Origin of the sequence: Sphingobium agrisoli (genome assembly GCF_041877245.1) — a bacterium.
Lineage (GTDB): Bacteria > Pseudomonadota > Alphaproteobacteria > Sphingomonadales > Sphingomonadaceae > Sphingobium.
Window position 1 is genome coordinate 31,087 of record NZ_JBHDJI010000017.1, and the last position, 24,387, is coordinate 55,473.

The 24,387-nt window shown below is 62.1% G+C and carries 22 protein-coding genes; 12 read left to right on the forward strand and 10 right to left on the reverse strand.

Annotated elements, in window-relative coordinates:
• The first annotated feature begins 66 nt into the window (after nucleotides 1-66).
• On the forward strand, nucleotides 67-849 hold the full coding sequence (locus ACETPF_RS19610) for a hypothetical protein (RefSeq protein WP_373936293.1): 783 nt from the start codon (nucleotides 67-69) through the stop codon (nucleotides 847-849).
• Nucleotides 850-1,125: 276 nt separating this feature from the next.
• Here ACETPF_RS19610 and ACETPF_RS19615 read toward each other — a convergent pair whose 3' ends face one another.
• Together ACETPF_RS19615 and ACETPF_RS19620 are read right to left on the reverse strand one after the other, a co-directional pair.
• Complete coding sequence (locus ACETPF_RS19615; RefSeq protein ID WP_373936294.1) at nucleotides 1,126-2,763, reverse strand: hypothetical protein; 1,638 nt, start codon at nucleotides 2,761-2,763, stop codon at nucleotides 1,126-1,128.
• Entirely contained in the window at nucleotides 2,720-3,307 is a 588-nt protein-coding gene (locus ACETPF_RS19620; protein WP_373936295.1) for a hypothetical protein, read from the reverse strand. The genes ACETPF_RS19615 and ACETPF_RS19620 overlap by 44 nt, the downstream gene beginning before the upstream one ends.
• 577 nt (nucleotides 3,308-3,884) lie before the next feature.
• Here ACETPF_RS19620 and ACETPF_RS19625 point away from each other — a divergent pair.
• Nucleotides 3,885-4,505 (forward strand): DUF6538 domain-containing protein, encoded by a 621-nt coding sequence (locus ACETPF_RS19625; protein WP_373936296.1) that lies wholly within the window; start codon nucleotides 3,885-3,887, stop codon nucleotides 4,503-4,505.
• Here ACETPF_RS19625 and ACETPF_RS19630 read toward each other — a convergent pair.
• From ACETPF_RS19630 to ACETPF_RS19655, 6 genes are all read right to left on the reverse strand, one after another.
• Nucleotides 4,442-4,597, reverse strand: a complete 156-nt coding sequence (locus ACETPF_RS19630; protein WP_373936297.1) for a DUF2274 domain-containing protein — start codon at nucleotides 4,595-4,597, stop codon at nucleotides 4,442-4,444. The genes ACETPF_RS19625 and ACETPF_RS19630 overlap by 64 nt on opposite strands.
• A gap of 151 nt (nucleotides 4,598-4,748) precedes the next feature.
• On the reverse strand, nucleotides 4,749-5,852 hold the full coding sequence (locus tag ACETPF_RS19635) for an NAD(P)-dependent alcohol dehydrogenase (protein WP_373936298.1): 1,104 nt from the start codon (nucleotides 5,850-5,852) through the stop codon (nucleotides 4,749-4,751).
• 104 nt (nucleotides 5,853-5,956) lie between these two features.
• A complete protein-coding gene (locus ACETPF_RS19640; protein WP_373936299.1) occupies nucleotides 5,957-7,426 on the reverse strand; it encodes an aldehyde dehydrogenase family protein in 1,470 nt (489 codons plus the stop codon).
• Nucleotides 7,423-8,304, reverse strand: a complete 882-nt coding sequence (locus ACETPF_RS19645; protein ID WP_373936300.1) for a helix-turn-helix domain-containing protein — start codon at nucleotides 8,302-8,304, stop codon at nucleotides 7,423-7,425. The genes ACETPF_RS19640 and ACETPF_RS19645 overlap by 4 nt, the downstream gene beginning before the upstream one ends.
• A 13-nt stretch (nucleotides 8,305-8,317) precedes the next feature.
• Nucleotides 8,318-9,550, reverse strand: coding sequence for a cytochrome P450 (locus ACETPF_RS19650; RefSeq protein ID WP_373936301.1), 1,233 nt, complete (start codon nucleotides 9,548-9,550; stop codon nucleotides 8,318-8,320).
• A gap of 14 nt (nucleotides 9,551-9,564) precedes the next feature.
• A complete protein-coding gene (locus ACETPF_RS19655) occupies nucleotides 9,565-11,841 on the reverse strand; it encodes a TonB-dependent receptor (RefSeq protein ID WP_373936302.1) in 2,277 nt (758 codons plus the stop codon).
• 203 nt (nucleotides 11,842-12,044) lie between these two features.
• Here ACETPF_RS19655 and ACETPF_RS19660 point away from each other — a divergent pair, with 203 nt between their 5' ends.
• On the forward strand, nucleotides 12,045-13,547 hold the full coding sequence (locus ACETPF_RS19660) for an acyl-CoA synthetase (RefSeq protein WP_373936303.1): 1,503 nt from the start codon (nucleotides 12,045-12,047) through the stop codon (nucleotides 13,545-13,547).
• Between the two features lie 327 nt (nucleotides 13,548-13,874).
• Here the strand turns inward: ACETPF_RS19660 and ACETPF_RS19665 are convergent, their stop codons facing one another.
• Nucleotides 13,875-14,498, reverse strand: coding sequence for a TetR/AcrR family transcriptional regulator (locus ACETPF_RS19665; protein WP_373936304.1), 624 nt, complete (start codon nucleotides 14,496-14,498; stop codon nucleotides 13,875-13,877).
• Between the two features lie 93 nt (nucleotides 14,499-14,591).
• On the opposite strand from ACETPF_RS19665, the gene ACETPF_RS19670 reads away from it, so the two are divergent.
• The 9 genes from ACETPF_RS19670 to ACETPF_RS19710 are packed head-to-tail and all read left to right on the forward strand — an operon-like array spanning nucleotide 14,592 to nucleotide 23,689.
• Nucleotides 14,592-15,719 carry an acyl-CoA dehydrogenase family protein gene (locus ACETPF_RS19670; protein ID WP_373936305.1) on the forward strand — a complete coding sequence of 376 codons (1,128 nt, stop codon included), beginning with the start codon at nucleotides 14,592-14,594 and terminating at the stop codon, nucleotides 15,717-15,719.
• Nucleotides 15,720-15,730: 11 nt separating this feature from the next.
• Nucleotides 15,731-16,915, forward strand: a complete 1,185-nt coding sequence (locus tag ACETPF_RS19675; RefSeq protein ID WP_373936306.1) for an acetyl-CoA C-acyltransferase — start codon at nucleotides 15,731-15,733, stop codon at nucleotides 16,913-16,915.
• Between the two features lie 23 nt (nucleotides 16,916-16,938).
• The gene (locus ACETPF_RS19680) at nucleotides 16,939-17,703 is read left to right on the forward strand and encodes an SDR family NAD(P)-dependent oxidoreductase (RefSeq protein WP_373936307.1); all 765 of its coding nucleotides are present in this window, start codon (nucleotides 16,939-16,941) and stop codon (nucleotides 17,701-17,703) included.
• Complete coding sequence (locus ACETPF_RS19685; RefSeq protein ID WP_373936308.1) at nucleotides 17,700-18,899, forward strand: acyl-CoA dehydrogenase family protein; 1,200 nt, start codon at nucleotides 17,700-17,702, stop codon at nucleotides 18,897-18,899. Before ACETPF_RS19680 ends, ACETPF_RS19685 begins: the two co-directional genes overlap by 4 nt.
• Nucleotides 18,896-19,963, forward strand: coding sequence for a phosphotransferase (locus tag ACETPF_RS19690; RefSeq protein WP_373936309.1), 1,068 nt, complete (start codon nucleotides 18,896-18,898; stop codon nucleotides 19,961-19,963). Before ACETPF_RS19685 ends, ACETPF_RS19690 begins: the two co-directional genes overlap by 4 nt.
• On the forward strand, nucleotides 19,954-20,748 hold the full coding sequence (locus tag ACETPF_RS19695; protein WP_373936310.1) for an enoyl-CoA hydratase/isomerase family protein: 795 nt from the start codon (nucleotides 19,954-19,956) through the stop codon (nucleotides 20,746-20,748). Before ACETPF_RS19690 ends, ACETPF_RS19695 begins: the two co-directional genes overlap by 10 nt.
• Nucleotides 20,749-20,751: 3 nt before the next feature.
• The gene (locus ACETPF_RS19700) at nucleotides 20,752-21,912 is read left to right on the forward strand and encodes an acetyl-CoA C-acetyltransferase (RefSeq protein WP_373936311.1); all 1,161 of its coding nucleotides are present in this window, start codon (nucleotides 20,752-20,754) and stop codon (nucleotides 21,910-21,912) included.
• Complete coding sequence (locus tag ACETPF_RS19705) at nucleotides 21,912-22,916, forward strand: NAD(P)H-dependent flavin oxidoreductase (RefSeq protein WP_373936312.1); 1,005 nt, start codon at nucleotides 21,912-21,914, stop codon at nucleotides 22,914-22,916. Before ACETPF_RS19700 ends, ACETPF_RS19705 begins: the two co-directional genes overlap by 1 nt.
• Nucleotides 22,913-23,689, forward strand: a complete 777-nt coding sequence (locus ACETPF_RS19710; protein ID WP_373936313.1) for an enoyl-CoA hydratase-related protein — start codon at nucleotides 22,913-22,915, stop codon at nucleotides 23,687-23,689. The genes ACETPF_RS19705 and ACETPF_RS19710 overlap by 4 nt, the downstream gene beginning before the upstream one ends.
• 272 nt (nucleotides 23,690-23,961) lie before the next feature.
• On the opposite strand, the gene ACETPF_RS19715 is transcribed toward ACETPF_RS19710, so the two are convergent.
• The coding region (locus ACETPF_RS19715) for a VOC family protein (protein ID WP_373936314.1) at nucleotides 23,962-24,387 on the reverse strand (426 nt) is incomplete at its 5' end.

Genomic DNA, 24,387 nt, shown 5'->3' on the forward strand with positions numbered 1-24,387 from the left:
TTCAGGCCGAGCCAAGCTCGGCCGACCGGTGGTGAGCCGGCATGTCGAAAGTGGATTGAGTTGAACATGGACGCACAGGAAATTGTCAATGCGATCGGGGAGGGTGTCGCGTCGGCGCTAGCCGCGAACAAGCTGTTTCTGGGGGTCGAAGTCGACGCCTTCCAGAATGCAGACATCCATCCGGAATACGTGACCACTGTGGAGGTGGCGAAGAAACTGACCGGCGTGGATCGCCAAGTCAGCCTCGAGGCCCACATGAAGGAGCTACGCCGGCAAGCGCGTACTCTCGCCTGGATAAAACTCGGTGGCAGCCAAGCCGACCTGAAGGTCGTCGCCGCCAAGCTAACCCCATACAAGTTCGGCAAGAAGGACAGCCGGCGGCTCGACATTCTGGTCAGGCAGGCGGACTCTTCGATGCCGCCCCTGCTGATGGTCGAGGCCAAGCTTGGCGCCCGAAATCTGAAGGGTGTGATAGAGGACATAGATCGGCTTGTTCGCCTCTTCGACATGTATGACGCCGTAGGTTTGCTGAAGGATCACACGATTTACGGAGCTGCGGTTTTTCACTCGATGGAGGAAGGCAACGATACTGGTGTGGCAGGCGTCCGGGCTCAGGCATTGCTGCAGGGTATACAGGCGCACTTAGCTACTGCGATTGCTTCGCGTCCTTGGCTCAAATGGTCAGCGGGGTTGCCCAGCGCGGGGACCGTGATCGAGCCAATTACCGGCTACACCGAACATTACGAGGACGGCTCGACCGAGGACGTTTTTGCCAAGGACTGTTTCCATTTCGCGGCCGGCCTCGTCCTGCTGGGCAACGCGGCCGATGTGCCGACCGTGGCCTTCTGAGCGCAGCACGCAGTGCGTGCCTCGCCGTAGGCGAAATTTAGCGTGACGTTGGCACCAACGCCTCCGACATCAATGGAGGCGAGCATGGCTTTCAGCGAGGCAGAGAAGGATCGGTGGCACGGGGATCGGCGCGCGGGCCGCGATCAAGATTTTGGTGCCCCTGAGCGGCCGGTCTGCGCCCCAACACTCGCCGTTCAGCCGGCCCCGGCACGATCCCGAAAGCTGCCGTCCGTATACTGTCTAAAAAGACAAAAGTTGGTGGTAGCGGTACAGCAGCTATTCGGGCCGAGCAGCGGCATGATACCAGGTGCGATCAAGCCGCGCGTCCAGCCACATCAGGACTCGCGTCCAGCCCCGATAAGGGACCAGCGACACATAAGCGGCGATCAGCCATGCGAGCGATCCGAAGCGGTCGAGGAAGGCGGCAGCACCCGCAGCGTCGATCCCTTCGTTGACGAGGTCGACCCAGACGCCGGTGCGCAGCTGGATTTGATGCATTGCCCCATCTTCGCAATGCACGGCAGAGAAAAAGCTATCGTCGGGCAGATGCGCCTCCTCATGGATTGGTCGGGTGAAGCCGGCCCAGAGTTCACCGCAAGTCCGCTTCATGTTGCGCTTGGCGAGCATGAACATCATGGCGCGACCGAAGAATAGATGGCCGTGTGCGCTGTCCTCGAAGATTCCGCTGCCGGTCATGTGTGGCAGATTGCGGAAATAGGCCCAGGCGTCCGGCCAGTTGTAATAGGGTTGGGGCAACGCGGCGGTGTCGTCATGCCCACCGTTCAACTCTTGGACCTTGCGCAAAGTCGCGGCAAGATCGAACTCGCGGGCGATGTTCGCCTCGACCCGGCCACGCGCCCAGAACGCCGCGATCAGCGATGGAATCTGCGCCTGTCCCCAGAGCATGACGTGATGGGCAACGGCAGAGACGAGCTCGGCTCCATAGCTGCGCAACTCGCACGATAGGTCTACCTGCCCGAGCAAGGCTATCGCGGCGCAGTCGGCGACCAGCCGCCGACGCTCCCACATCACGTCATATTCGCCAAGGATGTCGCGCTCGGACCAGGCCCGTTTAGGCGAGAAGTTCTTCGCATGCGCCTCGGCAAGCAGGTCGGCGCAATGTTCGAGCGCGAGTGGCGCATAGTTTGTCAGCATGGACAGGCGCGTATCAGTGTCGGCGAGCGGCATGGCGGCGATGGCGGCGAGCACTGTCACGCAGTGCAAGGCTTGATGATTGTCCCGCTCGTACCAGCGCGCCTTGATTATCTCGGCAACAACCAGCATGGAGCTCAGCGCCGCGTCCTTGGCCGGTGACGATGCATCGGCTGCTGGCAAAAGCGACGCCATGATCCGGGAAATGTCCTGCGGATCGGGAGGTTCGCGGCCGTCACCTGCGAGTAGATTAAGAATGAGCCGGATGCCATCGAGCGTTGCTGGCCAAACGCGCATCGCCGGTCCGAGCTTCTTGAGAAGGTCGCCTCTGGTCCACAGCTGATAGCCCGACGCCGTGGCCCCCGGCTGCCTGCAGATCTCGGCAGCGCGCTCGAACAGCAGGCGCGCCTCCTCGTCAACTTCACCGTTGGTGACAAAGACCGCTACATGCTTTTCGTCGGCGCTTTTGCGGAACTCGGGTCCTGGCGCGGTCATGAGCAGTTCGTTGAACTGGGTGAGCAGCGATGCGGCTTCACTCTTGGTGACACGCGAGCCGGGATTGCCCTTTAGCTGGAAGCAATGGAGCACCCCGGCAGGATCGCGCGCAATCACATCCTTGCCGAACTCGATCGGCGCATGGCGCGTGTTATGGAGGACTGTCCAGCCCTCGGACACGAGCATCTGGATGAAGGCTGGCTGGTAGCGCCGTTCGGTCTGGCTATCCAACCAGGATTCGAGCAGCCTCTCGGCGACGGTGATCATCGCGCTTCCTTTCGAGTATCGCCTTCAGTCGCTTGTTGCCCTCGGACGACATCTCGCCCGCCGCTGCGATCTTCTCGGCCATGCCGGGGCCGACGATCATGGTGGGCGGCTGCCAGCTGCCATCAGGTCCGAAATTGTGTTCAATCTTCTCCATCACCTCCAGAAACAACTCCTCGCTGAAGGGCTTACCCTGTCCGTCGACGACATTCCCGACCTTCTCGGTGACCTCGTGCATCCTCTGCTGGAAATGCTCGCTCATGCCACGAGCGAGCTGTTGCGCGATGTCGTCGAGATGCTTGCCGACCAGCTCTTCGGTGAACTCGGCCAGATCGACGAACTCGATCGATATCTCGCCGCTTGCCGAGGTAATCGGTGTCTCGTCTAGTTCTCCGGTCTCGCGCTGGATCGCAGATTGCCGGCCCTCGAACTGGATATGTGATTTTACGAGGCCCATCATGGGCACAAGCGCGCGAACATTAGTTCGAACGCGGTCCTGATTAAGGCGAGCGCGCCAGGACTCGAGCTTAGGATAGGTCGGCAGCATCTGCCAGCCTCCCCGCTGGATTAGTGAAACCGAACGTGTTCTTCAGATCGTTCATATACGTCCAAGATAGCATCCTGCGATGCTGGAACATCGAGGCATCGCGTGCAACTACGTGAGCGCTGCTTTGCGCATTTCTCCATCCGAAAGCTGTCGGTCTGCAACCGGCGAATCTTTCTCGTTCGTGGGCGCGCGCGCCCTACTTTTTGAATGTCGGGAGTTTGGTTGGAAGCGGCCGTTCGCCGCGTGCGCTGGGAACGGCCGCAAAGTCCCAGGATCAGACGCACCAGGCTGCGGGAGCAATCAAGCCGCTGCATCCATCGCCGTCCAGCCTTTTCCACGATTTGAAAGTATGCTAATAGTGCCGTTGGCGACTTAACAAGTCCATGATTTGACTGTGAAATAAATCGCTTAGCTGCCGAGCGATCAAGCTCTTCTGACCATCGCCATTCAAGGCTTTGAACATACTCAGGAATGTAGAAATCATAGGGTTTGTCGCAAGTGACTGCTACAAATGCAGAGGATTGCAACATGCCTTCTCACATGTTTCGCCGTGGCGCTGTGTACTACCAGCCTTGTCGTGCCGCCCCGCCTTCGCCAGATAATCGGCAAGTCCGACCTGGGGCGTTCGCTCAAGACCAAGGACGCGAAGGAAGCTACCCCGCTCTATCCCGCGTGGCTGGCCGCCGCACAGGTCACTATCGAGCGAGCAGAACAGGAGTTGGCGCGCAGGCAGGCGGGGCATGCTGGCGCGTTCTATCCTTTCGGAGGCATGACCCAGGCGGAAGCGGAAGCCGTCCAGCGTGAGCAATGGGCCGAGGCTTGGAAGATCGCGGCCGAGGATGAAAGAATGGGGGCGGCCGAGTCGTGGGCTGCGAACCTGCCGCCCGATCATCCCGCGATGCTCCTACTGGCGGAGGAACGGGCGCGCGGCGATCAGTACAAGGCGCGCTATGGTCGCCGCAGGCGCCGCGACATCGCCCGTCCTGTCACCGCCCCGATGACCAACCCGGATGCGCCACCTGTCAGGCACGATAAGCCTGCCGCCCCGGCCGCATCGCCTGTGGTTACCGGCCTTTTCGACAACTCCGCGGCGCAAGCCAAGATTGCGCCTTCCACAGTCGATCAGTGGCGATCCTACATCAACCACCTTGTCGCGTTTCTAGGGATCAACTCGGCGACCGACTCGTCCCGACCGTAGGTTTGGGCGTAGAGCGCAGCATAGTCGGCTATCGCCTGGTGGAGATCGGGCAGAACCGAGATGCTGAGCTTGGTCGGCGTGCGATCGGGCACGGGTAGCGATCGAACGAGATCTCATCGTCAAAAGACATGGGGTAGTTGCCGCCATCCCGACGGCATCGCGACGTGCTAAAAGAGCTCATTGCCCAGTCAAAGCCGCAATGGTGTATGACCGCAGCGGTGAAGAAGTCGGTTGCGCCGACGTTCAGGGGATCAGCACTGCTTTCACGCAGTCGCCCCGTGCCTGCGCCGCCACGGCTTCGTTGATCTGCTTGAGTGGGTAAGTTTTGATCAGCCGATCGAACGGGAAGCGACCTGCGCGATACAGCTCAACGAGCTCCGGCAGGAAGCCGTCGAGATCGCTGTCACCCTCAATGATGCCATGGACGCGGTGGCCGTACGTGATGAACGATGCCAGGTTGACCGACAGGCTACTTTCGGGGCGCGGCGGCACGCCGACAAGCCCTAGCAGCCCATGGCTGGTCAGCGAAGCCAGAGCCGCCTCGACAACTGGTTCCCGCCCGCTTGTTTCGAAGGCGAATCCCACGCCATCTGGAAGGATGTCTCGGATGGCGACGCTGATGTCCCCATTGCCTGGATCGATGACGTGCGTAGCGCCGAGTGAGAGCGCAAGTTCGCGCCGGGCTGGCACCGGTTCAACCAGGATGATCGTGGCACAATTTTGGATGTGGGCGCCCATGACGGCCGAAAGCCCGACAGGGCCGCCGCCGAAGATCGCGATTGTCGATCCCGCAGGGCAGGCAAGCGAACGCATGACCCCGCCGGCGCCGGTCTGTAGACCGCATCCCAATGGGCCGAGAATGTCGAGAGGAACGTCCTCGGCATCGATCTTTACGACATTGCGCTCGTGTGCGAGGGCATAGCCGGCGAACGAAGACTGGCCGAAGAAATTGGCCGAGATGGGCTCGCCCGCGATGGAGATGCCCGAGCTGCCGTCGGTTCGGACGCCGGCATAGTTGAGCGCGGGGAAATCACGGCAATAGGAAGGAAGATGTTCCTCGCAGCGCGCGCAGTGCCCGCAGCTCGAGAAGCTGAGCAGGACGCGGTCGCCGGGGCGCACCTTGATAACGCCGTCGCCGACCGCTTCGACGATCCCTGATCCTTCATGGCCGAGAATAGCCGGAAGACGGATCGGAATGAACTGATCGCGGGCGATGAGATCGGTGTGGCACAGGCCCACGCCAGCGATCTTCACGCGAACCTCGCCGGCGCGGGGGGGCTCGACCTCGACGGTCTCGATCGTGAAATCGCCATGGGGCTTGCGTGCTATGGCAGCGAGCGTTTCCATCGTCGGTTCTCCTGAAGTGGGTGCGCTTCCCGATTTGCCGGGAGAGTGGTCTTGTCAGGCCTGGTCCGATGGTCCGAACTGGCCTGCTGAAATCCATGGCGCCGTTAACCGAGCGCCATGATGACGGACTTGGGCTCGAGATAGGCGTCGAGTACCTCGCTCCCATTCTCGCGGCCGATGCCAGACATTTTCATGCCGCCGAACGGAAAGGCTGGGTCGGCCAGCAGGATGCAGTTGACGAACACTGTGCCGGCCTCGATGCTGGCTGATGCCTTGTGCGCAGTTGCAAGATCCTTCGTGAAGACATGGGCCGCAAGGCCGAAGGCGCTGTCATTGGCGAGCGCGATCGCCTCGTCCATGTCGTCGAAGGCGGCCGTGGCGAGAACTGGCCCGAACACCTCATCCCGCGCGATCTCGGCATCGGCCGGGACATTGCGTAGGATTGTGGGCGGAAAATAGAACCCCTTGTCGGGAAGCGCCGCACCTGCGGTGATCGCCTCGATGCCGGCCGTCTTGGCTCTCTCGACGAAGCCGGTCACGCGTTCATGCTGGCGGGCGCTGATGAGTGGGCCGAGCTGGCTCGTCGGGTCGCTGCTTACGCCCATTTTTTGGGCAGCGCCGACGGCGGCGATGCCTTCAAGGACCTCGTCATAGATCGAGCGGTCGACGTAGAGTCGCGTGCCTGCATAGCAGACCTGGCCAGAGTTGAAGAAACAGCCCATCGCCGCCTGCGGAATCGCGCTTGCAAGGTCGGCGTCGGCGCAGAGGATCGTCGGCGACTTCCCGCCAAGTTCGAGGGTCACGCGCTTGAGATCGGGCACCGAAGCCTGGAGGATCGCCTGTCCCGTGGCGGTCGATCCCGTGAAGGCGACCTTGGCCACGCGGGGATGGGCGGCGAGAGCAGCCCCTGTTGCACCGTCCCCGGTCACGACGCTCAGAACGCCGGCGGGAAAGCCCGCCTGACGCGCCAGCTCTGCGAGCCTTAATGCCGTGAGCGGCGTTTCGGGTGCGGGCTTGAGCACGATAGTGCAGCCGGCCGCCAGAGCCGGGGCTATCTTCCACATCGCCAGGACGAGCGGAAAATTCCACGGCGTGATCGCCGCCACGACGCCGATGGGTTCCCGCCGTGAATAGACATGATACTGGCCTGGCGTGGCGGCAAGCGTTCCAGCACGGCCAGCGAGTTTGGACGGCCAGCCAGCATAGGCGCGCAGCCACGAAATGGCTGCCGGCAGATCCACAGTCTCGACAATGGCGACGGGTTTACCGGTATCGAGCGCCTCGAGCGCTGCCAGTGTCAGCAGATCGGCTTCCATCGCATCGGCCAGCCGGTGCAACAGGCGCTCGCGCGCCAGTGGGTGGAGATCATGCCAGGCGGGAGATTTGAACGCGTGCCAAGCCGACTCGACGATCTGATCGACCTCGGTCGCGCTGGCGACCGGTATCTCGGCAAAGCGTTCGCCCGAACAGGGATCGACGTCGAACAGAGTTGCAGGCGTCGCCAGCCGATCGGCGCCGGCCCACAGGGTGAGATCGGGAAGGGTGAGGTCGTAAAAGCCCAGTATCTGGTTCATTGGATTGTTTCCCGCCCGCGCTTGCGAAAGTCGCTCGGGGTTTCACCGGCGAACTGACGAAAGGCGCGGGTAAAGTGACTTTGGCTGGTGAAGCCCAGGGAGTCGGCGATCGTCGCCATCGACGCATCTGACTGTTCCAGCATGTACTGAGCCCGGTTGAGGCGCGCCTTCATCACATATTGATGGGGCGAGACGCCCGTTGCCTTCTTGAAGATCCGGCAGAAATGCGTCGGGGCGACACCGGCCTGTGCCGCCAGCTCCTCGATGCTGTGGTCCCCCTCCGGCCGCTCCAGGATTGCGTTCATGATGTGATGGATACGGTAGGAGGAAAAAGCCGAGGTGGGTATGTCCGCTGCCGTCGAATTGACCGGCCCGCGGAGCATATGCGCTTTCAGCGCATCGACCAGTGCCCCCACATAGACATCGCGCTCGGCGCTGCGCGGTGCATAGAGTTCGCCCAGCACTTGGCGGGTGAGAGCGACGCCCAGGGGATCATTGAAGGCAAAGCGCATCCGTTTGAACTGGTCGACGGCAGGCGCGCGCTGGAGATCGGTTGAGGCGACGCTCAGCGTGACGACATCGAGTTCGCCGTCGACCAGCCAGCCCGTCGGCTGGTTTGACGGGACGATGGTCGCACAGCCTGGGATGGAGGCGGTCTCGCTCCAGCCGTCCCGTTCCCAGGTGCGCACGTTCTGCTTGCCGGAGATATGGACGACGAACATCGGGTCGGGGAGGGCAGGGAGAGTGTAGCTTCCAACGAACTGGCGCCAGCGGCACAGGCGCCAGCGGCCATGCTCGCCGCCGAGACTCATGTCGGGCGCGCGGCCTAGCGCGTCAGCGATGATATCCTCGTCGTTGGTGTAGCTGTTCTGGGCCATGGCGTGCTCTCCCTCAGGCCGGAACCAGCGTGACGTCGAGGTTCTTAAGCCCGTTTATGAAGTTGGAGCGGAAGCGTCGCGGCGCGCTCTCGACTTCAAAGGCCTGAACATGGCTCGCCAGGAGACGAAATGCCACCCGCAGCTGCATTTCGGCGAGGCGCGAGCCGACGCAGACATGCTGGCCGGTGCCGAACCCCACATGCTGGATATTCCCCCGAGTGATATCGAAGCGATCGGGGTCGGCAAAAACCGCTTCGTCGCGATTGGCGGAAATATACCACATCACGACCTTGTCGCCGCGGCGGATCGGCTTTCCGCCGATTTCCGTGTCGGCCGTTGCGGTGCGGCGCATATGCATCACGGGGCTGGCGTAACGGACCATCTCCCGGACCGCGGTCTTCAGCAGGTCATGGTCTGCGCGGATGAGATCCCATTGGTCCGGATTGGCCGAAAAGGCGGCCATTGTGTGGCTGAGGGAATTGCGCGTGGTCTCATTGGCCCCGACCAGAGCAAGGATGAGGTTTCCGACAAATTCCTTGAACGGCACGGGCGCACCGTTCACTTCCATATTGGCAAGAAGCGTCGCCAGATCCGGGCCTGGATTTTGGCGCCGATCATTGAACAGCTTCTCGGCGAAGGCGAGGAATTCGCCGAAAACGGCCGCCATCGCTTCCGGGGATTGACGGTAATCAGGATCGTCCTCGCCCACGAAGGCGTTGGTCCAGTCGTAGAGCTTCGACCAGAGCTCTGAAGGCAGATCGAACAGTTCGCACAAGGTCAGCAGAGGAAGAGGGGCTGACAAGAGCGGTACGATGTCGACCTTTTCTCCAAGCGGAATCTTCTCGATGAGAGACTGGCAGCGTTCCTCGATCCGCTGCTCAATGCCGGCCAGCCGCGTGGGCGAGACGGCCGGCATGATGAACTTGCGGTAGTTTGTGTGCAGTGGCGGGTCGAGCGAGATGAAGGGAATGCCGATGACGGATTCCCCGGCACCTGTCAGGCCGACCTCGTTTTCGTTGAAGATGCGGTGGCCGCCATTTTCATAGGCCGAGGAAAACTGGCGGGGATTTTTGGAGACCTCAACTATGTCGGCATAGCGGGTGAGGGCCCAGAACCCGGTGCCATCGCTCTCCGGGTTCCAGTAGACGGGCTCCTTACGCCGCAACTCTGCGAACACGTCGTGGGGAGCGCGATCCAGGTATAGATCGGGGTCCTTGAGATCCGGCCGCGCGGTTGTTGATGGCATCGGTCCTAGTCCTTTCAGAAGCTGAAGCGCGCTGTCACGCCGTAGGTGCGCGGCGTCGAAGGGACGAGGAAGTTGTAAGGGAAACCGGCTCCGCGCAGGTCGAGCCCATAGCTGTAGGTCTTGCGGTTGAAGGCGTTGTTCACCCAGCCCCGGACCATGAGCGGGCCGTGTGTCCAGGCCAGTGAAGCGTTGACCTTGGCATAGGCGCCCTGCTGCAGTTCGGAGTTCAGTTGCCCGGTGCCGGCGGCGTTGCTGGCGTTGAACGGCGAGAAATACTGCCGGCTGAAATAATTGACCGTCGGCGAGAAAGTCAGCGAGTCCGAACCCGTGTCGAAGACCGTCCAGTCGAACCCGGCCGTCGCTGTCCAGCGCGGGGCGAAGGGGAGATCGTTCCCCGCCAGATTGGTGCCCTGAAGGGTCAGTTCCTTGTAGGTGGCATGGAGATAGCCGCCCGATGCGTTGATCGAGAAGCCCTTGAGGAGGCGCAGCGTGGCTTCGACTTCGCCGCCATAGACTTCCGACTTGGGCGCATTGACGAGGAACGACACAGGGCCCGGGCGCGTGTCCTGCACCTGCTGGTTCTTGTAGTCATAGTAGAAGGTGGCCGCGGACATCGTCAGCTTGCGGTCGAAGAAGCGGCCCTTGATGCCGGCCTCATAAGCATTGACCTGTTCGGGATTGATATAGGTGATGCCGACAGACGAGGTGTAGCCGCCGCCGTTAAACGCACCCGAACGGTAACCGCGGCTATAGCTTGCATAGACGAGCGTGCCGCTGTCGAAGGTGTAGCTCAGCGCTGCGCGGCCTGTCAAAGCTCTGTTCTTGCCGTCGATCGCATAGCGCGCCGCCGGGTTATAGGGACAGGTTCCGGCAACACCCGTGCAGGGCACGGTCGTTGCAAGCGGCGTTTGCGCGCCGTTGACGTCGCCGGCGAACAGATAGGCCTGGCCATCCCGATACTGAGCGTTGTCCCATGTATAGCGCGCGCCGAGCGTCAGCACGAGCTTGTCGGTCAGGTCATAGTCGCCTTGCAGGAACACGGCTTTCGATCGGCGCGACTGGACATAGTGCTGGTAGAAGCCTCCGTTCACGCCGGGCCCAAGCGCGCTGCCGATATTGAAGGTGTTGTCGGTTATGGTGCGGTCCCATCCGTAGAAGGCGCCGCCGACCAGTTTCAGCTTCTGGCCGTCATAGTTGATCCGCGCTTCCTCGCTGAACTGGCGGAAATTCGAGCGCCAGTTGATGTCGAGCACATCGAGGGGCGATCCATCCGCGGCCTGCTGGAGATCCTGCTTGCCCCCGTCATAGGAGGTGATGGAGGTCAAGGTGACCCGCGGCGCAAGTTCGAGGGCGACATTGGCGGCAACGCCCCATGCGTCCGTGCGGCTGTCGCCAATCCGGTTTTCGTTGATGTCGAAGAAGCCCTGTCCCGGCGTCGTGGGACCGGTCAGGCCATGGATGCCCGCCTGCGTCCCGCGGTCACGTCCGGCATAGGCGCGGATCTTGATATCGAGTCCGGCATTTCCGGGTTTCATGCGCAGGTAGACGCGGCCCTGCAGCGTATCGATACTGTTGCTGTCGCGTCCGCCGGTCGCCAGATTGTGCAACTGGCCGTCGCCCTTCTCATAGTTGCCGCTCACGCGGATGCCGAGCTGGTCCTCGACCATCGTTGCCTCGACAGCGCCCTGCACCTTGTAGGTGTCGAAATTGCCATAGCCGCCCTCGAGATAACCCTCATTGCCCCTGAGCTTGGGCGCGCGGGTGATGAAGTTGATCGCGCCGCCCGTGGTATTGCGGCCGAACAGCGTGCCCTGAGGGCCGCGCAGGACCTCCACGCGGTCAAGATCGAAGAGACCCATGCCATGGCTGGTGCGGGCGGCGATGTAGACATCGTCGATATAGACGCCGACCGGCGAGGCTTGGTTGGAATTATACTCATTGGCGACGCTGATGCCGCGCAGCGAGAAATTGGGCTGTGTGCTGCCATAGGGGCTGCTCACCTGCAGATTCGGCACGGCCGTGGCGAGGTTGGCGGAATTGGTGATGCCCTTGTTCTGCAGGGCGTCGCCGCCCAGTGCCGAGATCGCCAGCGGCACATCCAGGAGGGACTGGGAGCGGCGCTGTGCGGTAACGACGATGTCGCCAACCGCAGCGTCTACATCGGCGGCTGGTGCTCCGCTGGTGGAAACATCGCTGCTGGTTTGGGCGCTTGTCTGTGCCAGAACGGGGGTCGAAACCGATGCAAGCAACATAGCCGCCAGCGCGTGAATATCTCTTGAATTACGGGTCATCAGCCTCTCCCTTTTCACGGTCGTCAATCCGTCTTGCTGCGGATCGTCGATGGTCTTTTCTAGCCGGGCGGACCGCCAATGGCTTTGCACAGGCTTGTGTCGGAATTTGACAAAACTTGCGCGTATCTTGCGCATGCTGGCCCAAACGGTCTCTTTGATGTGGCGCGAAAAATCGCGTGAGGAAGCGATTGAGAGGACCTGAGATGCACCCGTCGGCCCATGCTGGCTCAACACCCTCTAAGCCGGCGATCGTCATGGCTGCGACCGGCGAGACCATCGATTATGCGTCGCTCGAGGTCCGGTCCAATCAGATCGCGCATGCGCTGCGGGCGCTCGGTCTAAAGCGGGGGGACGTGGTTGCCACGCTCTTCGACAATGGACCTGAAGTCTTCATTTTCGGATTCGCGGCGCAAAGGATCGGTCTTTACCTGACCTCGATCTCCAACAAGTTGAGTGCGGCGGACGTCGCCTACATCCTCGAAGATTGCGGTGCAGCGTTGCTCGTCGCATCGGAGCGCTACCTCGGCCTGGCAGGGCAAGCCACAGCCCTTGCCGCCAATGTTGACCTGTTCGGCTGGCAGGAGTGGGCAGACCGAACGAGCGAATTTCCTGGCACGCCGGTCGCCGATCAAAGTCCAGGCACCGACATGCTCTACTCGTCGGGCACGACCGGCCGGCCCAAGGGCGTCAAGTTTCCCTTGCCGGTCGGCTTGGTCGATCAGGAAACGCCGCTCATGGCGATGGGGCGGCAACTCTATGAAATGGGGCCCGATACGATCTATCTTTCGACATCGCCGCTTTACCATGCCGCACCGCTGCGTTGGGCGATGACGATTCTCAGGCTTGGCGGTATCGTCATCGTGATGGAGCGGTTCGACGCAGAGGAGACGCTCGCGCTCATCGAGCGGTACGCGATTACACATGCCACCTTCGTGCCCACGCATTTCATCCGCATGCTCAAGCTCGATGAGGATATGCGCGCGCGCTATGACATGCGCTCGCTGCGCGCCGTGGTTCATGCCGCCGCACCGTGTCCGATCCCGGTCAAACAGGCCATGATCGACTGGTGGGGACCGATCATCCACGAATATTATTCGGGCACCGAGCAGTGCGGCATCACGGCGATTTCAGCAATGGAGTGGCTGGCCAAGCCCGGATCGGTCGGTCGGGCTGTCCTGGGCACGGTTCGCATTACCGATGAGGCGGGGCAGGAGGTGCCGCCGGGCGTCGATGGCAATGTCTGTTTCGCCGGCGGCCCTGCCTTTGAATATCACAAGGATCCGGAAAAAACCGCGGCGGCCTATGACCGCAATGGCTGGGCGTCGCTTGGGGATGTGGGGCATCTTGATGAGGATGGCTTTCTGTTCCTAACCGATAGGAAGAGCTTCATGATCATTTCGGGCGGCGTGAACATCTACCCCCAGGAAATCGAGAATTGCCTTGTGACCCATCCCGGCGTCGCGGACGTCGCCGTCATCGGTGTTCCCGACGAAGATCTGGGCGAAAGCGTGCTCGCCGTTGTCCAGCCTGCCGAGGGGGTGCAAGAAGACGACCAGCTTGCGCTGCAACTGCGCGATTTCGCGCGTTCCGCGCTTGGCGGGGTCAAGACGCCCCGGCAATTCGTCTTTCGGGCCGAGTTGCCGCGCGAACCCACGGGCAAGCTCATGAAGCGCAAGCTTGCAGACGAGTTCCGCGCCAAGCGGTGAGGCTGTCGTCCGGCTGGCCTTCAAATGCGGTCTCGGCTCAGGGGCTACCGATTTCCGTCACTATGCACATCTCAAGTGGGCGGCGTTGTTCCTGCGGGGCGGGCCGCGCCGGGACCGCAATGACTGGCCGAACGGCATGACGCGATCAGGGTGATCGCTGACGTACATGCTACGGTCGTTCTACGGTCGTTTTCGGCCGCGACGGACCCGGGCTTGCGGATGGGCTGGACGGCCGTCCCGATGCGGTCATCTTACGGACTTGCGGCAAGGCGCTGCGCTGCGAAGCCGCGCTGGTGTGTGGTCCGCGATTTCCTGTCAATGCGCGTTTCAAGTCCGGGGACGAAACCCCTCGGTGAGAAAATCAACCATGTCCCTCGCAATCTCGGCTGGGGGCCTAGGACCATTGGGGTCGTACCAGTTGGCCGGTCCATTGAGGGCGCCGGCAAGGGCGAAGGCGGCGAGTTTAGCATCGGTCGGCGCAATGGAACCATCCGCAATTCCATCTTCGATCAGCGATTGCATGAAGTCATTGGTTTCGGCCTTCAGGGCGCGGAACTGCCTCGCTCCGTCTTTAGAGAGTGCGTCTTCGTTGGTTCGAATGACGCAGCGCCCGAAGTCTTCCATGCTGTTCTCCGCGAAGCGAACGAGAAAGGCGCGGAGGCGGTCGAAGCCTGATCCACTTTGCGCTTCAACATCCGTGGCCGCAGCGCGCAGTAATTCCATACCACGTATAAGGCATTCAATCAGAACCTTCTCTTTGTTCCCAAGATAATAATAGATCGTCGGCTTGCTGATTTTCAGGATCGTCGCAACCTCGTCGAGAGAAGCGGCGTGAAAACCCTTCGCATTGAACTGTTTGACTGCAACGCGAAGGACGGCCTCTCGCTTTTGCTCGCGCTCGTAGGCTCGTTCGTCGCGCGTGCGGAAGGGAGATACGATTTCATCGGGCATAGCGTTCAATCATCCGTCTGCATCGACACTCCTTGACAAAAAACTCCTCCTTTAGCAATCTACTAATGAGTAGACCTATGAAGGTTGAGTTTTATGATTCTCACCGAGACCCAATCCGCCATTCGCGATGCTGTCCGCGATTTTGCGCAGGAGCAGATTCGTCCGAACAGCGCCGCCTATGAAGCGGCGAAGGCCTATCCGCCCGAACTGTTTGAACAGATGGCTGCGCTGGGACTGCTGGGCATGACCGCTCCGGAAGCGGCGGGCGGCGCAGGCGCGGACCATGTGTCCTACGCGCTGTCGCTGATAGAGATCGCGGCGGCGGACGGCGCGCTCTCGACCATCGTGTCGATCCAGAACAGCTTGATCGTATCGGGCATATTGAAGGATGGCACTGCGGCCCAGCAGGCGCGCTTCCTGCCGGACCTGATCGCCGGCAAGATGATCGGTGCCTTCGCCTTGACCGAGACCGATGCCGGCTCGGACGCGTCGGCGATCCGCACCCGCGCGGTGAAGGTGGACGGCGGATACCGGCTGACCGGCGCCAAGCAGTTCATTTCGTCCGGTAAGATCGCCGGTATCGCCATTGTCTATGCCGTGACCGATCCGGGGGCGGGAAAACGCGGCCTTTCCGGCTTCATCGTGCCGACGGACAGCGCGGGCTATTCGGTCGACAAGGTCGAACACAAGCTGGGGCAGGGCGCGTCGGATACCTGCGCAATTCGCTTCGACGATCTGTTCGTGGCTGAGGAACTGCGGCTTGGCGCGGAAGGCGCGGGCTATGGCATCGCCCTGTCCAATCTTGAGGTCGGGCGCATCGGCATCGCCGCGCAGTGCATCGGTATGGCACAGGCCGCGCTCGAGATCGCGGTAGAATATGCCAAGGACCGCAAGAGCTTTGGCCAGCCGATCATTGCGCATCAGGCGGTGGGGTTCCGTCTCGCCGATCATGCTGCCCGGCTGGAGGCCGCGCGTCAGTTGGTGCTGCATGCGGCATCGATGAAGGATGCCGGCCTTCCGTGCCTCAAGGAGGCGTCGATGGCCAAGCTTCTTGCATCCGAGACAGCCGAGGCGGTCGTGTCTGCGGCGATCCAGACGCTCGGGGGCTACGGCTATCTCGAAGAATTCGGCGTCGCGAAAATCTACCGCGATGTGCGGGTTTGCCAGATCTACGAGGGTACGTCCGACATCCAACGCATGGTGATTGCGCGCGCCCTTTGAGGAGACATGAGATGCAGGATGATCCGGTAGTCATTGCGGGGTACGCCCGCACGCCGATGGGCGTATTTCAGGGCGCGCTTTCGGCACTCAAGGCGACTGATCTTGGCGCGGCGGCGGTGAAGGCGGCGGTCGAGCGGGCGGGTGTCGATCCACGAACTATCGACCGCATCTACATGGGCTGCGTATTGCCGGCAGGTCTGGGTCAGGCGCCGGCGCGGCAGGCAGCGCTTGGCGCGGGCCTTCCCCGATCGGTCGAGGCGACCACGGTCAACAAGATGTGCGGCTCCGGCATGCAAGCGGCCATCATGGCGGCCGAGGCGCTGGCGGCGGGGGCGGTCGAAGTCGTCATCGCCGGCGGCATGGAGAGCATGAGCAATGCGCCCTATGCTCTGCCCAAGCATCGCGCGGGCGCGCGTATCGGCCATGATCGCATCGTCGACACGATGATGATGGACGGGCTTGAGGATGCCTATACGCCGGGAAAGGCGATGGGCGCCTTCGCCGAGGATGCGGTGCGCGACTATCAGTTTACGCGCGAAGAGCAGGACGATTATGCTATCCGTTCGCTTGCCCGTGCCAATGATGCGATCGGATCGGGAGCTTTCGCGCGGGAGATCGCGCCTGTTACCGTTTCTGGCCGTGGCGGCAATGTGATCGTCGATACTGACGAGCAGCCAGGCAAGGCGAAACCCGACAAGATTCCCGGCCTCAAGCCGGCCTTTGTCAAGGACGGCACAATCACGGCGGCCAATGCCTCCTCCATCTCCGATGGAGCCGCTGCGCTGGTGTTGACGCGCAGGTCCGTGGCGGAGCAGCAGGGCATGCCCATCGTTGCGACGGTCGTCGCCACAGCCGCTCATGCGCAAGAGCCGGCGCTCTTTACCACGGCGCCCGTGCCTGCGATGCGCAAGGCGCTGGAGAAGGCCGGTTGGTCGGCTTCCGATGTCGATCTGTACGAGGTCAACGAGGCTTTTGCGGTCGTAGCGATGATTGCCGCGAAAGACCTCGATATTCCGGCCGAGAAGCTCAACGTCAATGGCGGCGCGACCGCCCTTGGCCATCCCATCGGCGCCAGCGGCGCGCGCATTCTGACGACGCTTATCGCAGCACTGCAAAATCGCGGTCTCAAACGTGGTCTCGCTTCGCTTTGCATCGGCGGCGGTGAGGCCACGGCCGTGGCGATCGAACTCAACTGAACCAGAATCGAGAAAGGCTTGTCATGGATATCAAGGGAGTTGCGGCGATCGTAACCGGCGGCGCGTCGGGCCTGGGCGGCGCTACCGCCGCAAGGCTGGCGAGAGGCGGCGCGAAGGTTACGATCTTCGATCTCAACGAGGAACTCGGCACCGCCCACGCCTCAGAGATCGGCGGTCACTTCATCAAGGTGAATGTGACCGACGAAGCGGCCGTCGAGGCGGCTATCGCGGAGGCCGAAGACCTGAACGGCAGGGCGCGCATCCTAGTCAATTGTGCAGGGATAGGACCGCCTGCGAAGGTCATCGGGCGTGACGGGAATGCGATTCCGCTCGGCGATTTTTCGAAGATCGTGTCCATCAATCTCATCGGCACGTTCAATATATTGTCGAAATTTGCAGCGCGGATTCATGATGGCGAGCTCGTCGGGCCCGAGGAACGCGGCATCATCATCAACACCGCGAGCGTTGCCGCTTATGACGGGCAGATCGGCCAGGCCGCCTATGCGGCCTCTAAGGGCGGCGTGGTGGGCATGACGCTGCCCGTTGCGAGGGAGTTCGCGCGATATGGCATTCGCGTCATGACGATCGCGCCCGGTCTCTTTTTGACGCCGCTCCTTGCCAGTCTGCCGCAGGAGGCGCAGGACTCGCTGGGCAAGCAGGTGCCCTTCCCGAGCCGCCTCGGGCATCCCGACGAATATGCGCTGATGGTCGAGCAGATCATCGCCAATCCAATGCTCAACGGCGAAGTCATCCGTCTCGACGGCGCGATCCGGATGGCGCCGAAATGAGCGGGCAGCAAAGCGGGGCCGGTCCGCAAAAGACGGCTGAGATCGCGGCGAAAGTGGAAGCTTTCGTCCGCAGCGTTGTGGTTCCCTACGAACGTGACCCGCGCCGGGATCATCATGACTGCCCAACCGATGAGCTTATCGCTGAGCTGAAGGACAAAGCGCGGGAAGCCGGCGTGCTGACGCCGCATATCCTCCCTGACGGGAGCCATCTGACGCAGCGCGAAACGGCGATCGTTCTGGCCAAGACAGGCTTGTCGCCGCTCGGCCCGCTCGCCTGCAACACTGCGGCGCCTGACGAAGGCAATATCTATCTGCTCGGTCAGGTCGGCAGCGCGGAGATAAAGGAACGGTTTCTGAAGCCGCTGGTTGACGGGACCAAGCGCTCCGCTTTCTTCATGACCGAGCCGGCAGCCGAGGGCGGCGCGGGTTCCGATCCCTCAATGATGCAGACCACCTGCCATCAGGACGGCAATCACTGGGTGATCAACGGGCGCAAGGCGTTCATCACCGGCGCACAGGGCGCGGGTGTCGGCATCGTCATGGCCAAGTCGCAGGACGGCGCCTGCATGTTCCTGGTCGATCTTCCCGATCCCGCGATCCGCATTGATCATGTGCCCAACACGATCGATAGCTCGATGCCCGGCGGCCATGCGACGCTGACCATCGACAATCTGCGCGTCCCGGCCGACCAGATGCTCGGGAACAGCGGAGAGGGCTTCACCTATGCGCAGGTGCGCCTGTCCCCAGCGCGCCTGTCGCACTGCATGCGCTGGCTCGGCGCCTGCATCCGGGCGAACGAGATAGCCACTGACTATGCCAATCGCCGCATGGCCTTCGGCAAGACGCTGATCGATCATGAAGGCGTCGGCTTCATGCTGGCGGAGAATCTCATCGACCTCAAACAGGCCGAACTGATGATCGACTGGTGCGGCGAGGTGCTCGACGGCGGGTCGCTTGGCACGGCGGAAAGCTCGATGGCGAAAGTCGCCGTCTCCGAAGCGCTGATGCGCGTGGCCGACCGCTGCGTGCAGGTGATGGGCGGCAGCGGTGTCACCAGCAATACCATCGTCGAGCAGGTCTACCGCGAGATCCGCGCCTTCCGCATCTACGACGGCCCGACCGAGGTCCACAAATGGAGCCTCGCCAAGAAGATCAAGCGCGACTGGAAAAAGGCTGAGGAGGCCGCAGTGGCATGAGCGTGGTTGGACAGGACGCCAATGCCGGCACGACCGCCGTGCGCGAGGCTTATCGCTTTGACGAGGCCGCGCTCGCGCAGTGGATGGACGCAAATGTCGCAGGCTATGCTGGTCCCTTGACGGTCGAGCAGTTCAAGGGTGGCCAGTCCAATCCGACCTACAAGTTGGTGACGCCAGGGCGAAACTATGTACTGCGCCGCAAGCCGCCGGGCGAGACGCTGAAAGGCGCGCATGCGGTCGATCGAGAGGCGCGGGTGCTTAGTGCGCTGGGCGGCGTGGGGTTCCCCGTCGCCCATGTGTTCGGTCTGTGCACGGATGAGAGCGTCATCGGCAGCTGGTTCTACGTCATGGACATGGTCGAGGGGCGCATCATCTGGGACGCGACTTTCCCCGACGTGCCGCGTGAGGAGCGACCGGCCTATTTCGACGCGATGAACGCCGCGATCGCGCAGCTGCACGGCATCGATTATGCGGCGATCGGCCTTGGTGATTATGGCAAGCCCGGTAACTATTTCGCCCGCCAGATCGGCCGCTGGTCGAAGCAATATCTGGAGGACACGGACGCCGGCCGCGACGCCGACATGGACGCGCTGATCGAGTGGCTCCCCGCCCATATTCCGGTCGGCGAGGAAAGCAGCATCGTCCATGGCGATTTTCGCTGCGACAATATGATTTTCCATCCGACCGAGCCCAGGGTGCTGGCAGTACTGGATTGGGAGCTCTCGACGCTCGGCCATCCGCTTGCCGACTTCGCCTATCATGCGATGATGTACCAGATGCCGCCCGACATCGTGGCGGGACTTGGCGGCATAGACGTGAGCGTGCTGAATATTCCGTCGGAGGCCGACTATGTTGCTGCCTATTGCGCGCGTACCGGGCGCAGCGGCATTCCCAACTGGGACTTCTACATCGCCTTCAACTACTTCCGGATGGCGGCGATTTTCCACGGTATCAAGGGCCGGGTGATCCGCGGCACGGCCGCCAATGCCCATGCGCGTGAACGCGCGAAGGCCTTTCCGCGTCTTGCTGCTCTCGCACGCGCCTCGATGGAGAAATGCAGATGAGCGAGACTCCAGTCCTGTTCGATGTGGCGAACGGTATCGCCCGCATAACGCTCAACCGACCGCAGGCAGGTAATGCGTTGGACCTTTCCATGGCGCGCACGCTGGTCGAGATTGCGATCCGCTGCCAGACTGACAAGGCGATCCGCTGCGTGGTGCTGACGGGCGCGGGGCGGCTGTTCTGCGCTGGCGGCGATCTCGGTGCGTTCGAGGCGGCGGGCGAGCATGCCGATGCGTTGCTGAGCGAACTTGCCGGCACGCTGCACATGGCGCTCGCCCGTTTCGCGCGGATGCAAAAGCCGTTGCTGGTGCTGGTCAATGGTCCGGCAGCGGGCGCGGGGCTCAGCCTCGCTATCTGCGGCGACGTGGTGCTGGCGAGCCGCTCGGCGCATTTCACGGCGGCTTATGGCGCGATTGGCCTGACGCCCGATGGCGGCATGAGCTGGCTGTTGCCGCGCCTGGTCGGCCTGCGCAAGGCGCAGGAGATCATTCTCACCAACCGCCGCATCAAAGCCGAGGAAGCCGAGGCGATCGGCATGGTGACGCGTACCGTCGATGATGATGAACTGGCTGCACAGGGCGATGCGATGGCTGGCCAGCTCGCCAACGCCGCCGTCGGCGCGATTGGTGCGGCGCGCAGTCTGCTGCGCCAGAGCTTCGAGAGCAGCCTCGAAACCCAGATGGAGCAGGAGGCCGCCTACATCGCCCGCGCCGGCGCTCTGCCTGAATGCCGCGAGGGGCTCGCCGCTTATTTTGCGAAACGCACACCCGATTTCAAAGGAGTCTGATCCATGGCCGAAGCCTACATTGTTGAAGCCGTCCGCACTGCCGGTGGGCGCCGCAAAGGCGCGCTGGCCGATTGGCACCCGGCCGACATGGGCGGAGAAGTGCTCAATGCCATCGTCGACCGGTCTGGCATCGATCCCGGCGCGATAGAGGATGTCATACTGGGCTGCGTGACGCAAGCCGGTGAGCAAGGCTTTGCCTTCGCCCGCAACGCGGTTCTGGCGTCAAAGCTGCCGGAGACCGTACCTGCCGTCACGGTCGATCGGCAGTGCGGTTCGTCGCAGCAGGCGCTGCAGTTTGCGGCTCAGGCGGTGATGTCGGGCACGCAGGATGTGGTCGTGGCTGCCGGCTCCGAAAGCATGACGCGCGTGCCGATGTTCTCGAACATCTCTTATCATGAGCGTGACGGTGTGGGCATCGGCCCGTTCAGCGACCGCATCAAGCAGCGTTTTGGTGTAGAGACCTTCAGCCAGTTCCAGGGCGCCGAGATGATTGCGGCCAAATATGGCTTCGACCGCGACACGCTCGACCAATTCGCGCTGCGCAGCCATCAACGCGCGGCCGCAGCAAGCGAGAAGGGGGCCTTCGACAAGCAGATCGTACCGCTTGCCATCGAGGGCGGACTGCATGTGAAGGATGAAGGCATTCGCTATGACGCGACGCTCGAGAGCATCGGTTCGGTCAAGCTGCTGACGGAAGGCGGCGTCATTTCGGCCGCGAATGCAAGTCAGATCTGCGATGGAGCGTCCGCTGTTCTGGTCGTGAGCGAGCAGGCCTTCAAGGTACATGGGCTCACTCCCATCGCCCGGATCGTCACCATGGGGGTGACCGCGGGCGACCCCGTCATTATGCTTGAGGAACCGATCAACGCCACGCGCAAGGCGCTGGCAAAGGCAGGTCTCACGATCGATGATATCGATCTCTACGAGGTCAACGAAGCCTTCGCGCCGGTCCCGCTCGCCTGGCTCCAGGCTTTGGGTGCCGACCCGGAGAAGCTCAACGTCAATGGCGGTGCCATTGCGCTGGGCCATCCGCTCGGCGCGACGGGTACTAAGCTCATGACTACGCTGATCCACGAACTGCGCGCTCGCGGCCTCCGCTATGGTCTTCAGACCGTCTGCGAGGGTGGCGGAATCGCCAATGTGACGATCGTGGAGGCCCTGTAATGGCTATAAGCACGCGTATAACGGAACTGCTCAGTATCGATCATCCCATCGTGCAGGGCGGCATGATGTGGGTCGGCCGTGCGGAACTGGCCGCAGCTGTCTCCAATGCCGGGGGTCTCGGCATCCTGACCGCGCTGACGCAGCCGACACCCGATGAGCTTCGCCGCGAGATCGATCGCTGCCGGACGATGACGGACAAGCCGTTCGGCGTGAATCTTACGATCCTGCCTTCGGTCACTCCGCCCCCTTATGCGGAGTATCGCAAAGCGATCATCGAAAGCGGCGTGCGCGTCGTCGAGACTGCCGGTCACAAGCCGCAGGAGCATGTCGAGGATTTCAAGAGCCACGGCATCACGGTGCTGCATAAATGCACCGCGGTCCGCCACGCACTGTCGGCCGAGCGGATGGGTGTCGACGTGATCTCGATCGACGGGTTCGAATGTGCGGGTCATCCTGGCGAGGATGACATTCCAGGCCTAATCCTGATCCCGGCCGCCGCCGACAAGGTGAAGATTCCGATTATAGCCAGCGGCGGTTTTGGTGACGGCCGCGGCCTGGCCGCCGCGCTGGCACTGGGGGCGGAAGGCATCAACATGGGCACGCGCTTCTGCGCCACGGTGGAAGCGCCGATCCACGCCAAGGTGAAGCAGTTCATCGTCGACAATGACGAGCGCGGTACGAACCTCATCTTCCGCAAATTTCACAATACTGGCCGCGTCGCGAAGAATAGCGTGTCGGATCAGGTGGTGGAAATCTCGGCGCGCGACGGTGCGGTGTTCGAGGACATCCGGCCGCTGGTCGGCGGCGCGCTGGGCCGCAAGGCGCTGGAGACCGGCGATCTCGACGCGGGCCTTGTCTGGGCGGGGCAGGTGCAGGGGCTGATCCACGATGTACCGACCTGTCGGGTCCTGATCGATCGCATCATCCGGGAAGCCGAGGCGATCATTCGCGACAGGCTGAATTCCATGGTTGCGGCTCTGCCGCAGGGAGCAGAAGCAGCATGACCTACGAGTTTGTCGAAGTCGCGCACGAAGGCACCCTCACCATCGTCACGATCAACCGGCCAGCCTCGCATAATGCTTTACACAGTGCGGCCCAGAGAGAATTGGGGGCTGTTTTCGACGACTTTGCGTCTGATGACAGTCAATGGGTGGCGATCATAACCGGTGCGGGTCCGAAAGCCTTCTGCGCTGGCCATGACATTCGGGCCGAGCCGGTGATCTCCTCAGATATGGCTCAGTCTCCGGGATTTGGAGGGCTCGCATCGCGGTTCAATCTCACAAAGCCCGTGATTGCAGCCGTTAATGGTTTGGCGATGGGCGGCGGCTTTGAGATCGTTCTCGCGTGCGACCTTGCGGTGGCGTCTGCAAATGCCGTTTTCGCATTGCCTGAACCGCGTGTGGGGCTGGCGGCCCTAGCTGGCGGCATTCAACGCTTGCCGCAGATGGTAGGTCTGAAACGGGCGATGGATCTGCTTCTCACCGGACGCCGCGTTTCGGCAAAGGAGGCTTTTGATCTGGGACTGGTCAATGAAGTCGTTGACGATGACGTGCTGGGCGCCGCGAGGCGATGGGCGGCCGACCTGCTGGCTTGTAGTCCGATGTCGGTGAGGGCGACCAAGGAGGCGGCGCTTCGGAGCCTATCCAGCCCGGTTGCGGAAAGTCTCCTAGCCGGTTGGGAGTATCCCGCGATGAAAGCAATGCTCTCTTCGGCGGATGCGGCCGAGGGACCGAAAGCCTTTGCCGAGAAAAGGCCGCCTGCCTGGAAAGGCTGCTGACATGTCCAGCGATGCACAGCGAGATGGTCTTGCCTTCTTGGACAGTTTGGCGGCTTAGTTAAGCTAATCCCGGTTGTCGTTCATGCCCTCCATGATCTGATTGCCCGATCCGCCGATAGGGGGGAGGCGTCACATAAAACGGGCACAGATATGCGCTAAGGCTTGCAGGCGTCGAGAATGTCCTGATTTCCGACCAAACCGAAGAAGGGCAGAGTATGAGGGGCTACTTCCCTCCTCATATCTCATTGTGTGACGGAATTAGGACTCCTCACCTAACTGACGACGCTCATCTTGCTACCGTCCATATCGTGCGCATAAGCACCGTAGAAATTAGGTCTATATTGCGGACGTGGGCCGGGATCACCTTCGTTACTGCCCCCGTCTGCCAATGCAGCGGCATGCACGGCGCGGACCTCAGCCTTGCATTCGCACAAAAGGCCAACCATGTTGCGATTGCCCGGAATTGCAACTTCCTGGTTATGAGGAGGGGCAACCCAGATGTGCCCGCCGTTGCGCAATTCGTGGCAAACGCCGTGCGGCATGAAATCGGAGAAAATCGTGCCGCCGGTCAGGGGCAAAATGGCATCATAGTAGGGACGCGCTTTCGCCACATCGTTATAGCAAGGTGCATTGATCAGAACCCATGGGCCCATTGGCGCAGTCCGAGTGACATGATGCGCCAGGGCTGCTCGACGAGC